This window comes from Pseudomonas fluorescens (assembly GCF_902497875.1).
GTDB classification, from domain to species: Bacteria; Pseudomonadota; Gammaproteobacteria; order Pseudomonadales; family Pseudomonadaceae; genus Aquipseudomonas; species Aquipseudomonas fluorescens_BR.
In genome coordinates this window covers 132,165-144,945 of the sequence record NZ_CABVHY010000015.1, presented here as the reverse complement: position 1 = coordinate 144,945, position 12,781 = coordinate 132,165, and the positions used below count along the sequence as shown (strand labels likewise).

10 protein-coding genes and 1 tRNA gene are annotated in these 12,781 nt (G+C 58.5%); 3 read left to right on the top strand and 8 right to left on the bottom strand.

Features of this window, described 5'->3' with window-relative positions:
* Positions 1-214 precede the first annotated feature (214 nt).
* Both cra and F8N85_RS16980 read left to right on the top strand, forming a co-directional pair.
* Complete coding sequence (cra, locus tag F8N85_RS16985) at positions 215-1,210, top strand: catabolite repressor/activator (protein WP_150804704.1); 996 nt, start codon at positions 215-217, stop codon at positions 1,208-1,210.
* A gap of 2 nt (positions 1,211-1,212) precedes the next feature.
* Complete coding sequence (locus F8N85_RS16980) at positions 1,213-1,989, top strand: TatD family hydrolase (protein WP_150804703.1); 777 nt, start codon at positions 1,213-1,215, stop codon at positions 1,987-1,989.
* Here the strand turns inward: F8N85_RS16980 and F8N85_RS16975 are convergent, their stop codons facing one another.
* From F8N85_RS16975 to F8N85_RS16950, 5 genes are all read right to left on the bottom strand, one after another.
* The gene (locus F8N85_RS16975; protein ID WP_150804702.1) at positions 1,990-2,379 is read right to left on the bottom strand and encodes a hypothetical protein; all 390 of its coding nucleotides are present in this window, start codon (positions 2,377-2,379) and stop codon (positions 1,990-1,992) included.
* Between the two features lie 201 nt (positions 2,380-2,580).
* On the bottom strand, positions 2,581-3,285 hold the full coding sequence (locus F8N85_RS35795; RefSeq protein WP_412072499.1) for a methyl-accepting chemotaxis protein: 705 nt from the start codon (positions 3,283-3,285) through the stop codon (positions 2,581-2,583).
* Positions 3,286-4,958: 1,673 nt separating this feature from the next.
* Positions 4,959-5,795 (bottom strand): regulatory signaling modulator protein AmpE, encoded by an 837-nt coding sequence (gene ampE / locus F8N85_RS16960; RefSeq protein ID WP_150804699.1) that lies wholly within the window; start codon positions 5,793-5,795, stop codon positions 4,959-4,961.
* Positions 5,792-6,352: a 1,6-anhydro-N-acetylmuramyl-L-alanine amidase AmpD gene (ampD, locus tag F8N85_RS16955; RefSeq protein ID WP_150804698.1), complete on the bottom strand. Its 561-nt coding sequence runs from the start codon at positions 6,350-6,352 to the stop codon at positions 5,792-5,794. The genes ampE and ampD overlap by 4 nt, the downstream gene beginning before the upstream one ends.
* Positions 6,353-6,414: 62 nt before the next feature.
* Positions 6,415-8,631 carry a DUF1631 domain-containing protein gene (locus F8N85_RS16950; RefSeq protein WP_150804697.1) on the bottom strand — a complete coding sequence of 739 codons (2,217 nt, stop codon included), beginning with the start codon at positions 8,629-8,631 and terminating at the stop codon, positions 6,415-6,417.
* 329 nt (positions 8,632-8,960) lie between these two features.
* On the opposite strand from F8N85_RS16950, the gene nadC reads away from it, so the two are divergent.
* Complete coding sequence (gene nadC / locus F8N85_RS16945; protein WP_150804696.1) at positions 8,961-9,809, top strand: carboxylating nicotinate-nucleotide diphosphorylase; 849 nt, start codon at positions 8,961-8,963, stop codon at positions 9,807-9,809.
* 80 nt (positions 9,810-9,889) lie between these two features.
* Here nadC and F8N85_RS16940 read toward each other — a convergent pair whose 3' ends face one another.
* The 3 genes from F8N85_RS16940 to pnp all read right to left on the bottom strand — a co-directional run bounded on the left by F8N85_RS16940 (position 9,890) and on the right by pnp (position 12,728).
* A complete protein-coding gene (locus F8N85_RS16940; protein WP_150804695.1) occupies positions 9,890-10,195 on the bottom strand; it encodes a DUF6388 family protein in 306 nt (101 codons plus the stop codon).
* Between the two features lie 133 nt (positions 10,196-10,328).
* Positions 10,329-10,404 (bottom strand) — tRNA-Thr (locus F8N85_RS16935).
* Positions 10,405-10,622: 218 nt separating this feature from the next.
* Positions 10,623-12,728, bottom strand: coding sequence for a polyribonucleotide nucleotidyltransferase (gene pnp, locus F8N85_RS16930; RefSeq protein ID WP_150804694.1), 2,106 nt, complete (start codon positions 12,726-12,728; stop codon positions 10,623-10,625).
* Positions 12,729-12,781 lie beyond the last annotated feature (53 nt).

Sequence of the window (12,781 nt, the reverse complement as noted above, 5' to 3'; positions counted from 1 at the left end):
GCGGCCTCTTGGCAGAGCCGGCCCAATTCGTTTACACCCCTGAAAATACGCCTGCTGAAACGTTTAATCTATAATATTTGCCACGTTACTTGATTATCGCTCATCCTTGAAGCCCTACCCGTCGGTTGCAGTTGTGACGATGGTCCCCTGCCCAGATCGGTTACGATCGGACAAAATGTCGGGGCAAGCTCCAAAACAACAAGGAATTCCCGGGTTGAAACTCAGTGATATTGCGCAACTGGCCGGTGTGTCTGTCACCACCGCCAGCTACGTCATCAACGGCAAGGCCGAACAACAGCGAATCAGTCGCAGCACCGTCGAGCGTGTGCAGGCGGTGGTCGAACAACATGGCTTCACGCCTAACCCGCAAGCGGCAGGGCTGCGCAGCCGGCATACGCGCACCCTGGGTTTCATTCTGCCGGACCTGGAAAACCCCAGTTACGCGCGGATAGCCAAGCTGCTCGAACAAGGTGCCCGCGCTCGCGGCTATCAATTGCTGATCGCCAGCTCCGACGATGCGCCGCAAAGCGAGCGGCAATTGCTGCAACTCTTTCGCGCCCGGCGCTGCGACGCGCTGTTCGTCGCCAGCTGCCTGCCGCCCGATGATGACAGCTATCGCCAGCTACAGGCCAAGGGCCTGCCGATCATCGCCATCGACCGGGTCATGGAGCCCGAGCATTTCTGCTCGGTGATCAGCGATGATCAAGAAGCCAGCCTGCAGCTCACCCGCAGCCTGTTGCAGCCCTTGCCGCGGCAGATTGCGCTGATCGGTGCACGCCCCGAGCTGAGCATCAGCCAGGAACGTGCCGCCGGCTTCAAACAGGCCTTGTCCGGGTTTGACGGCGAGATCCTGATCGAGCACGGCGAAGCGTTCAGCCGCGACTGCGGACGGCAGCTGATGGAAGAGTTGCTACGGCGCCTCGGCCACTTGCCGGATGCGCTGGTCACTACCTCCTACGTGCTGCTTCAGGGCGTGTTCGATGCCCTGCATGACTACCCGCTCAAATCCCGACCACTGCGCCTCGGTACCTTCGGCGACACGCAGTTGCTGGACTTCCTGCCACTGCCGGTGAATGCCATGGCCCAGCAACATCAGCTGATCGCCGACAAAGCCTTGCAACTGGCCCTGGCAGCGATTGAAGAACAGCATTACCAACCGGGCGTACAAGCCATCGCCCGAACTTTCAAGCAGCGCATTCACGAGGCGTGAACGTGGAGCTGATCGACAGCCACACTCATCTGGATTTTCCGGACTTCGACGACGATCGTCAGGCGCTGCTGGCTGACAGCCGCTCCCTCGGGGTGCGGCGAATGGTGGTGCTGGGGGTTTATCAGCGAAACTGGCAGCGCGTCTGGGATCTGGTGCAAAGCGACCCGGACCTGTATGCCGCGTTCGGCATGCACCCGGCGTACCTCGATGAGCATCGCCCCGCGCACCTGACGGAACTTGGCGACTGGCTGACGCGCCTGGCCAGTCATCGCCAAGTGTGCGCAGTGGGCGAGATCGGCCTCGATTACTTTCTCGAACACCTCGACCGCCCACGGCAACAAACGCTGTTCGAAGCACAGTTGCAACTGGCGGCCGACTTTCAGTTACCGGCGCTGTTGCATGTCCGTCGTAGCCATGCGGCCACCATCGCCACCCTCAAGCGTTTTCGCTTGAAGCGCGCGGGCATCATTCACGCCTTCGCCGGCAGTCAGGAAGAGGCTCGCGAATACCTCAAACTCGGCTTCAAACTCGGACTGGGCGGTGCCGCGACCTGGCCGCAGGCGCTGCGCATGCATAAAGTCCTCAAAGGCTTACCGCTGGAGGCCGTGGTACTGGAGACCGACTCGCCGGATATGGCGCCCGCCATGTACCCCGGCCAACGCAACAGCCCGCAGCACCTGCCGGCGATTTGGGCCGCGCTGGCCGAGATCATGGCCGTCAGCCCGCAGCAACTGGCCGCAGCCAGCACTGCCAACGCCTGTGAATTGTTCAACTGGTAATCAGTCGACATGAGCCTTGGCGGCTTGCAGGATCAGCGTCATACGCTGTCGGTGCCGGGCAAAACGCAGAATGATGAAGTAGAGCAAGATGGCGATCAGCGAAAAATTGAGCTGTGCCACCACACTGATCAGCCCCACCCATTCCATCACCAACGCGACCAATAACGCGGTGCAGATCAACACCAGCATGCCCGCCCGCAGCATGCCGAGCGAATCCAGCGACTTGAGACGCCTGAGCTGTTTCGGGCAGCTGAGCTGCAAAGTTCTCTGACAATTTGCACAAGCGAACGCTTCATTGATCGCGATGGCATTCAGTTGCCAGGGTTTAAGCACCAGTGTGATCTGACAATGGGCGCAATGCCCTTTGATTCCCATCGTTGTAGCAGTCATAACCTGGTTCCCTCAGGGTTACGTCGGGCATAGCCCGCTGATCAAGAGGTACGAATCTTCCTCCATTGCAGAGGAAAAATCAGATCAGAGAGGAAAACAGGAAATACTTCACGCATACAGGAAATAAGTACTACAGGTTGTATACAGCGCCCTCACAGTCGGCGGCCTGAAAGCCGCCGACTGAGTGTTGGCTTTTCTAACTCAAACCCGGAACGCGCTGATCAACTGCTTCAACTGCACTACCTGTGCCGACAGCTGACGACTGGCGTTTTCGGTTTGGTGCGCGCCTTCGGCCGTGCGCTCTCCGGCACGGTTGATTTCGACGATATTCTGATCGATATCGTGGGCCACCGCTGTTTGCTGTTCCACCGCCGCCGCAATCTGCTGGTTCTGATCGACGATCATCCCCACAGCGCCGAGAATGTTTTCCAGTGCCTGCTGAACCTTTTCCGACTGGCTGACCGTACCGTTGGCCATCTGATGGCTGACGCCCATGGCCTTCACCGCCGCGCCAACACCGCTGTGCAGCTTGGCAATCATCTGCTCGATTTCTTCAGTCGATTGCTGAGTGCGCTTGGCCAGGGTCCGGACCTCGTCGGCCACTACCGCGAAACCGCGACCCTGCTCACCGGCACGCGCAGCCTCGATGGCCGCGTTGAGCGCCAACAGGTTGGTCTGCTCGGCAATGCTTTTGATCACCTCCAGCACACGACTGATGGACTGGCTATCGCTGGCCAATTGATTGATCACCAACACTGACTGGTCGATCTCGCTGGCCAACTGGGCAATGCTGCCCTGTTGCGACTCCACCAGGCCACGTCCACTGATGGTTTCGTCGTTGACGCTGTGAGCACTGCTGACCGCCGCCGCTGCGCTACGGGCGACTTCCTGGGAAGTCGCTGACATCTGATTCATCGCCGTCGCCACCTGCTCGATCTGGCTGCGCTGGCCGGCCACTGCCTGATTGCTCTGAGCCGACACCGATTCCACTTGGCCGGCCTGACGCTCGACTTCACTGACGGTCTTGCCCACCAGCTCGATCAGGTCATGGATCTTCGCCACGGTGCCATTGAACACGTTGCCCAACTCCCCTAACTCATCGCGACTTTGCGCGGTGAAGGAGACGGTCATATCCCCCGCCGCGACCTTGTCCATGACCTCCCCCAGACGTTTGAGCGTGGTGCGGGTGGAATAATAGAAACCGCCGTAGAGGTAAACAATCAACAGGAAGACCGCCGCCAGAGCTACCACCAGCAACACCATATGCGTGCGGTTCTGTTCCAGACGTTGCTGCAACTCCACACCGAGGAATTTCAACGTGGCCTCATTGAGTTCATAGGTTTGCGCCATCAGCCCGCTGACCTGATCGTAAAAGGCTTGCCAAGGGGCATCCAGCGTATCGACCATCACCACCTGTTCTTCGAACAGCTCGCTGCCCTGCTTGAGCGTGCTTCGACTGGCGCTGGCCATTGGCTCCAGAGCTGCGTGGGCGGCCTTGCTCGAGCCTAGCGCATCCTGCAATTTCAAACCGTACTCGGCTTGAAGCTTTTCAATTTGCTGTAACAGCTCATCGAAGCGAGTACTCGAGGACGAGTTGAGAAAGCCCTGGCCCAGGGAATAGCTGCCGATGGCCCGACCTTCGCCGAGAATTTGCGTGACTTGCGGGGTGACACTGGTAATCAGCTCACTCAACTGGCGCATATCGCTTTGATTATCGCGGCTCAAGCCTGACTGGCTGGCAATGATCTGGCTGAAAATCTGTGCGCTGCCGAGCAACTTGCCGATCAACGCGCTTTTGCTTTGCAAGGAGGTCTCGGCTTGCTGCGCCTTGAACGCCGCAATCATTTCATCGCGTTTGCCATCGAAGACGCTGATCTGCTCGGGGTCGATGGTCATGGCCGACAACCCCTGCATACGCTCCAGGACACTCTGCTCAAGCGCAGCGATCTTCGACTCGACATCGCCGGCCTTGCCGGATTGACCAAGCGTGACGTTGATTTGCACCAGGTTATTCAGGGTTTCCAGATCCCGCCGCAGTGTCAGGCTGCTACCCAGCAGGTCAAGGCTTTGCAATTCAACCTGGGTGCCCTGGAATTCGCGATAGGAATCACGGACCAGATAGAAGTTGGTCACCAGCATCGGCAGGAAAAACAGGACACTGATCAGGCTGAACTTCATGCCGAAGCTCAAGCGGTTCATCAGTGCGACGGCGGGATAGAGCAAGCTCTTCACAAGAAGTCTCCCTTACCTATTATTGTTATGGGCATGCGTACAACGGCAGCAAAAAGCCACTATTTAGCACTGGTGCTTGTATAACTTAAATCGGCAGGAAGTTTTGTAACTTAAGGTTAACCGCGGGAGAAACGGTCCCTTGGAGGGTGATTAGGTCCCTTGTGGCCAAGGGACTTACTGTGGCGAGGGGGCTTGCCCCCGTTCGGCTGCGAAGCAGTCGTAAACCCGGTGCACGCGTACTACCTGAGAACATGCGGTGACTGGTTTCAGGACCGCTTCGCGCTCCAGCGGGGGCAAGCCCCCTCGCCACAACAAGCCACCCTCGCCACAAATGATGTTCAGTGTTATCAGAACAACACTGTCCACAATGCAAAACCGGCATACCAGAGCACCGCGGCTCGGAGCAGCAGTTCCCACAACCCGTCCAGACTGCTAATGCCATCAGCACCGACTATTGGGGCAGGGATCTCGCCGGCCACCAGGCCGACTTTTTCCACCAGCTGCGCGGCACTGATATTCCAGTTGAGCAACTCATGCAACATCACCCGGCCGACCGCAACAAAGTTGCCGACCAGTGCAAAGCTTGCCGCCAGCAATCGCACCGGCAACCAATCGAAGGCATGGCGCATTTGCGCGGCGGTTTCGACCAGCTGCGGATTTTTCCCGTGCTCAGCGGCCAACGCCAGCAAGCGATAGCTCAACGCCGCCACCGGACCCAGCAGGAAGTACCAGAAAATCACCGCAAAAAAGCCTTGATAGGCCTCCCACAGCAAGTACCCTTGAACCCGCCCCAGCAGCTGCTCGCCGCTGTCGGCGCAGATATCCAGGTCACGCTTGGCGACATGAGCAGCGGCTTGCAAGTCTTCACGACGCCAGGCATCACGAAACGGCCCCAGGCCGCCCAACAAATCCCCGCGCCCGAGACTGTAGATCACCACCAGCAAATGTATCGGCAAGGCCAACAAACCATAGGCAACCGGGTCCAGCACGACCAGCAACAACCCCAGCACGGCGACCGGCAGCAGCACCAGCAGCGTCAACACCAGCCAGGGCCGCTTCGCCAGTCGAGGACTGGCCTCCAGCTTGGCCAATTCGCGCAGCCATCCACTGTCGCGCTGGACCCGATGACGCAAGGCCGAGAACTTCTCGATCCAGACTGCCAGCAGTAACACCAGAAAACTCATTGTCCATCCCCTTTACCCAAGGCAGCGCGAAAGCGTGTCCAGTCGAACGCCGGCCCCGGATCCGTCTTGCGCCCCGGGGCAATATCACTATGGCCACAGATGCGCTGCAAGGTGATCGCGGTGAAGGCCTCCCGTAGTTGCCGGGTCAAGGCTATCAGCGACTGATACTGAGCATCAGTGAACGGTAGCTCGTCAGTGCCTTCCAATTCGATACCCAAGGAAAAATCATTACAGCCCTCGCGCTCATCGAAGCGTGAGACGCCCGCGTGCCAGGCACGCTCAAGACAGGAGACAAACTGAGTGATTGCGCCGTCACGCTCGATCAAAAAATGAGCGGACACCCTAAGGTCAGCTATCCCGGCAAAATAGGGATGCTCAGTGATATCCAGGCGATTCTGGAAAAACTCCTGCACTTTGCCCGTCGCGAACTGCGCCGGCGGCAGACTGATATTATGGATCACCAGCAGAGAAATCTCACCCGCAGGGCGCCCATTGAAGTTTGGCGACGGGCAATGACGTACCCCCTGAAACCAACCGCTAACGGGGTCCAACTGCATACAGGTTCCTTCCACGACGACTTTGATGGCCCAGTATGCCGCGATAGGCACCCAGGTTGCGATCACTTGCCACGATTGAGTCGGCGCAAGTTACCGAGTACCGATTCCAGTGCCCGATCGAACAACAAGGTGTCATCGAGTTTTCGCACAGCTCCTCGGCGGAATTCCAGAGCCAGCACGATAGGGGTTCGCTCCAGCACTTTCATGCCGGTACGGTTGACGAAAATGTAGTTGCCCGATGACTGGATAATCGCCGCCAGCTTGCAACGCAGCGTGTTTTCCTCGTCTTCCTGGAACTCGACCCAACACCCCGGACGCAACTGACTGACCTGAAGCAGGCCGGCGTCATCCTCGGCCAGACGTACCGCCACTTCGATCGGCCCCTCGTCGGCAGTCCTCAGGACATTCTCCTGAAGCACCTCGACCATCGCCGCAAATCCTTCGTCGTGCGCCCCGGCCTGTTTCTGCCCGGTCGGCTCGAACACCTGCACGTGCAACTTTTCCAACTGACTGAAAAACTCGCGGGTGGCAAAAGGATCGAACGCCGCACTGCTCAAGCCTTGACGCAACGCCTTGAGCAGCCCTGGCACCAGATTGAGCAGCTGCAGACCCGCCTCTGCGTCCTCGTGGCGCTGAACGCTCCAGATCAACTCATCCATGGTCTGCAAGCCAGCCTGCCACTCGGCCGACTGTTCACCGTGCTTGAGGCAAGCCAGCAATAACACGTTGCTCCAGGCCTCCTGCAAAAAACCAACGACGACCTGCGGCAGGACTTTGCCCAACAACCGCTGATTCAGGGCTTGCTCGACGCACCGACGAGCCTGTTGCGTCTTCGCCCGGCCTTCTTCGGCGTCACGGGTGCGCTGCTCCAGCAGCTCACTGCGACGGCGCTCGTCACGGGTGAAAGCGAGAAAGTCGGCCAGCAGTTCCGAGAAGATCGCCGGATCGTCGGCAAAGTCATTCAACAGCCGCTGTACCACCTGCTCGATTCGCAGGTACAGGCTGTCGCGCTGGTGATCGTCGCACTCGCCCCAGCCCAGAGCGGCGGCGGCGATTTCATTGAGCAGGCGCCGGGCCGGATGACTGGCGCGACTGAAAAAACTCTTGTCCAGCACCGCGACCTTCAGCATCGGAATCTGCAAGCGAGCGATGAGCGCCTTGAGCGAATCGGGCAGATTTCGATCGTCGAGGATAAACTCGAAGAGCATCGCCACCAGGTTGATCACGTCCTCGTCAGCCACGCCGACAACCCGCGACTTGCCGCTTTTGACACTGACCCGGGTCAGCAGCTGCTCAAGCTGATTGCGCAGATCGAAATCATCCTGGGCATTGGGTCCGGGCACATACTGTTGGAGATGCGAGAGCAGTCGCAGCAGATCCCCCGTCGAAATAGGCTGAATCTGCGCACAAGCTTCCAGGGTCGGTGCCACGCTGCCCCTGACGTGAAGCAGCAACTCCTGCAACGCGGCGAACACTTCCTGCACGCCCTCGTCGATCTGCACACTGCGGGTCTTGGTCGTGCCGGGTTCGGTTGACCGGGTATCCGCGCTGGCGGTCGATCGATCCGACGCTCGACGAGCCGGGGCGACTTTGAGATGGGGCAAAACACCGGTGACAATCAACAGTTGATTGGCTTCGGCATAGAGTTGGTCAGCCTCACTGAGCACGTACTTCTCGAACAGTTTGAGAATGATCAGCTTGACCTTGATCTCTACCCCGAGATTGCGCCCGGCCTGCAAGAAATACTCGCAGAGCAGGGTCGGTCCCATCGGGTTGTGCAGATCATCGAGCCGTTTGCCAAGCAGCGCGCTCAAGCGAGCAGTCAATTGATCAAGGGCAAAACCGTCGCGACTGAGCACCCTGGTGACCATGGCATCCAGCGCCACGGCTCTTTCCAGCTCATCATTGGGTGTCTGCATCACGGGATCGCAGGTTGGCGCCCGGGGCAACGACGCTCGCGCCTGGTCGTACTGAATGAGGCCGGCAAAAGCCTCGAGGAACTGCTCGAGAAAACCACGTTCCATGCTTTTGCGCTTGAGCCGCAAGTCGCGCATCGCCTCGAAAAGCCTGTTTTGATCAACAGTGTTCTGAGCGCTGTCAGCCATTTCGAACAAGGTGTCGTCGGCATTATCGAACAATGCCTGCAAGCCCTGCTTGAGCTGCTGGGCGGCCTTGTCACGAACCTGAAACAGAATGGTGGGCAGGCGGGGGAGCGGCGAAGGGCTCGCCTGATGGGTAGCGACCTTGCGCAAAGGCACTACATTCCCGTCATTGTGCATCCAAGTCTCCTGTAACGGTGATTCCTGGTTCCGTCTCAACGCATACAGTGAACGAGTGCCGAAACACTGAACTGAAGCTTACGGATCGCAAAGACGTCAAAGCCATGACGTCAATTACAAGGCAGATTATCTTGCAAAAGATACCGCCTATGCTAGCAACCCTTGCATTTCATTTTGAAACAGGCCTCACGCCGGGACGTCTCACCCAGGCCGATCGGCTCCACTGATGCGACCAAATGCAGGCTTCAGAGCGAAGTGAAGGTGTTGGCGCCTTGGGTTCGCTCACGGCATGGCCCTATAATCGAGCCACTTTGTTTGTGGAGCCCGTTATGCCGAATCTACATCTCGCCGACCTGACCGCCGAAATCGAAGCCAACGTGCGCCGTGCGTTGCTTGAAGACATCGGCAGCGGCGATATCACCGCCCAACTGATCCCGGCCGGACGCCTGGCCAAAGCCACCATCATCACCCGCGATGCTGCTGTCATCAGCGGCACCGCCTGGGTCGATTCGGTGTTTCGGCAACTGGACCCTCGGGTTGCGGTGCATTGGCAGGTACGTGACGGTGAGCGGGTCAGCCCCAATCAGGTGCTGTTTCACCTCGAGGGCCCCGCTCGTTCGCTCCTCAGCGGCGAACGTTGCGCGCTGAATTTCCTGCAGTTGCTCTCCGGGGTTGCCACCCGGGCGCAGTACTACGCCGATCACGTCGCCGAGACTCAAGTCAAACTGCTGGATACCCGCAAAACGCTGCCTGGGCTGCGCCTGGCGCAGAAGTACGCCGTCACCTGCGGTGGCTGCCACAACCACCGTATCGGCCTGTACGACGCCTTCCTGATCAAGGAAAACCATATCGCCGCCTGCGGTGGCATCGCGCAGGCAATCAGTGCCGCCCACAAGATCGCCCCGGGCAAGCCGGTGGAAGTTGAGGTGGAAAGTCTTGAGGAGTTGAAGGAGGCGCTCGATGCCGGTGCCGACATCATCATGCTCGACGAACTGAGCCTCGATGACATGCGCGAAGCGGTGCGCCTCAACGCTGGCAGGTCCAAGCTAGAGGCAAGCGGCGGGATCAACGAAAGCACCTTGCTGCCGATTGCCGAAACCGGTGTGGACTACATCTCTATCGGGGCAATGACCAAGGATGTGAAGGCAGTCGATCTGTCGATGCGCCTCAGTATCTGAGGAGCAGTTGCAAGCTTCAAGCTGTAAGCCGCAAGCTGGGTTTAGACACGCAGCTTATGGCTTGCAGCTTGAAGTTGCTGTCAAACGACCAGATTGTTCATCTCGCAGTACTCTTCCCACTCGACGCCCAGGACCTCTGCCGCTTCCTTGTGCAGCGCCAGGCGCGCGGCCTCGAACTCTTCGGGGCTCGTGGTGTACTTGAGGGTCAGTTCCCACGGCTGCAAGCCCTGAGCTTCTGCCTCGTCCTCGAATGCCCACTGGATCTGGTCTTTCTGATCGTCGGGACTCAAGTCCTTGATCTCTTCCACCAACTGGGGCGCATCAAGCACGTACTTCTTGAGGGCTTCTTCGTGCCTGGCTTCTTGTGTCAATTCTTTAACAGTCATGTCGTTCTCGCTGATCTGGGGAATGGAAGATGGATCTGGATCATCAAGGATCTCTCTGACGCAAAAAAACCGTTTGAAGCCCGGTTTGTCTGGCCTTCAGAACCATTCGGGATCATCTGAAAACAAGTCTCGCTGGTGCCGGAGACAGGAATCGAACCTGCGACCTTCGCGTTACGAGTGCGCTGCTCTACCGACTGAGCTACACCGGCGCTGGGCTAAACCTAGCACTGACATCAAGGTCAGGCAACTGCCAAGATCGCAGCCTGCGGCAGCTCCTACGCCGATCCGGTCCACCCGCGTAATTGCGGTCGTACGCAAGACCTGTAGGAGCTGCCGCAGGCTGCGATCTTTTGACTTTCCTGCACACAGCAAAACGCCCCGAACCAGTCGGGGCGTTTGCTTGATCAAGCGCTAAGCGTGGGGGTAATTAAACGCCCGAAGCCTTGGCTGCTGCTACGTCCTTGATGGACAGCTTGATACGGCCGCGGTTGTCCACGTCCAGTACCAGAACTTCCACTTCCTGGCCTTCTTTCAGGATGTCGGTCACTTTCTCTACGCGAGCGTCGCTCAGCATCGAGATGTGCACCAGACCGTCCTTGCCAGGCAGGATGTTGACGAATGCGCCGAAGTCGACGATGCGCTCAACCTTGCCCACGTAGATCTTGCCGATTTCAGCTTCAGCGGTGATGCCCAGAACGCGCTGACGAGCCGCTTCAGCCGCTTCCTTGGTTTCGCCGAAGATCTTGATCGAGCCGTCGTCTTCGATGTCGATCGAAGCCTTGGTCTCTTCACAGATCGCACGAATGGTCGCGCCGCCTTTACCGATGACATCACGGATTTTGTCGGTGTCGATTTTCATCGCGATCATGGTCGGAGCATTTTCCGACAGCTCGGTGCGGGACTGAGCAATGATCTGGTTCATCTGGCCGAGGATATTCAGGCGCGCTTCCAGGGCTTGGCCCAGAGCGATTTCCATGATTTCTTCGGTGATGCCTTTGATCTTGATGTCCATCTGCAGCGCGGTAACACCTTTGGCGGTACCGGCTACTTTGAAGTCCATGTCGCCCAGGTGGTCTTCGTCACCCAGGATGTCGGTCAGCACGGCGAATTTCTCGCCTTCCTTGACCAGACCCATGGCGATACCAGCAACCGGTGCCTTCATCGGCACACCGGCGTCCATCAGAGCCAGGGAAGCACCGCAGACCGAAGCCATGGAGCTGGAACCGTTGGACTCGGTGATTTCCGACACAACACGGATGGTGTACGGGAACACGTCGGCGGCAGGCAGCATGGCCTGAACCGAACGACGAGCCAGACGACCGTGACCGATTTCGCGACGACCGGCGCCACCCATGCGACCACACTCACCTACCGAGAACGGAGGGAAGTTGTAGTGCAGCATGAACGGGTCTTTTTTCTCGCCTTCCAGGGTGTCCAGCAGCTGTGCGTCACGGGCAGTACCCAGAGTCGCGACTACCAGAGCCTGAGTTTCGCCACGGGTGAACAGAGCCGAACCGTGGGTCTTCGGCAGAACGCCAACTTCGATGTTCAGCGGACGAACGGTCTTGGTGTCGCGGCCGTCGATACGTGGCTTGCCGTTAACGATGTTTTCGCGAACGGTGCGGTATTCGATTTCACCGAAAGCGGCTTTGACTTCAGCCGAAGTCGGTTGGCCTTCTGCGCCGGACAGCGTGGCAACCACCTGGTCTTTCAGTTCGCCCAGGCGAGTGTAACGGTCAGCCTTGACGGTGATGGCGTAAGCCTGGGAGATCGCGTCGCCGAACTCGGCACGGATAGCGCCCAGCAGAGCAGTGGCTTCAGGCGCAGGAGCCCAGGTCCAGGTCGGCTTGGCAGCTTCGGCGGCCAGTTCTTTAACGGCGTTGATCACCACCTGGAACTCGTCGTGAGCAAACAGTACGGCACCCAGCATCTGGTCTTCGGTCAGCTCTTTGGCTTCCGATTCAACCATCAACACAGCTTCCGAAGTACCGGCAACGACCATGTCCAGGCTCGAAGCTTTCAATTGTTCGTAAGTCGGGTTCAGCAGGTAGCCGGTGCTTTCGTGGAACGCAACGCGGGCAGCGCCGATCGGGCCATCGAACGGAATACCGGAGATTGCCAGCGCAGCAGACGTACCAATCATTGCAGCAACGTCTGGATCAGTCTTTTTGCTGGTGGACAGAACGGTGCAGACAACCTGCACTTCGTTCATGAAACCTTCCGGGAACAGCGGACGGATCGGACGGTCGATCAGTCGGGAAGTCAGGGTTTCTTTCTCGGAAGGACGGCCTTCGCGCTTGAAGAAACCGCCAGGGATCTTACCGGCAGCGTAAGTCTTTTCCTGGTAGTGAACAGACAGAGGGAAGAAGCCCTTGCCTGGATCGGCTTGTTTGGCACCGACGACAGTCACCAACACGCTGACGTCGTCGTCAACGGTGACCAATACTGCGCCGGAGGCCTGACGGGCGATACGGCCGGTCTCGAGGGTAACGGTCGACTGACCGAACTGGAATTTTTTGATTACCGGGTTCACGGTGTCCTACCTTCTTTGTGGCTCTTGGGGAACTTGTCTTCTTGCGAAATTCT

What these genes read in the sequence shown, in the direction of transcription:
- nadC (WP_150804696.1), top strand. Translation starts at nt 8,961, where the DNA reads ATGCCGAATCTACATCTCGCCGACCTGACCGCCGAAATCGAAGCCAAC.
- F8N85_RS16975 (WP_150804702.1), bottom strand. Translation starts at nt 2,379, where the DNA reads ATGACTGCTACAACGATGGGAATCAAAGGGCATTGCGCCCATTGTCAG.
- ampD (WP_150804698.1), bottom strand. Translation starts at nt 6,352, where the DNA reads ATGCAGTTGGACCCCGTTAGCGGTTGGTTTCAGGGGGTACGTCATTGC.
- ampE (WP_150804699.1), bottom strand. Translation starts at nt 5,795, where the DNA reads ATGAGTTTTCTGGTGTTACTGCTGGCAGTCTGGATCGAGAAGTTCTCG.
- F8N85_RS16950 (WP_150804697.1), bottom strand. Translation starts at nt 8,631, where the DNA reads ATGCACAATGACGGGAATGTAGTGCCTTTGCGCAAGGTCGCTACCCAT.
- F8N85_RS16940 (WP_150804695.1), bottom strand. Translation starts at nt 10,195, where the DNA reads ATGACTGTTAAAGAATTGACACAAGAAGCCAGGCACGAAGAAGCCCTC.
- F8N85_RS35795 (WP_412072499.1), bottom strand. Translation starts at nt 3,285, where the DNA reads ATGTCAGCGACTTCCCAGGAAGTCGCCCGTAGCGCAGCGGCGGCGGTC.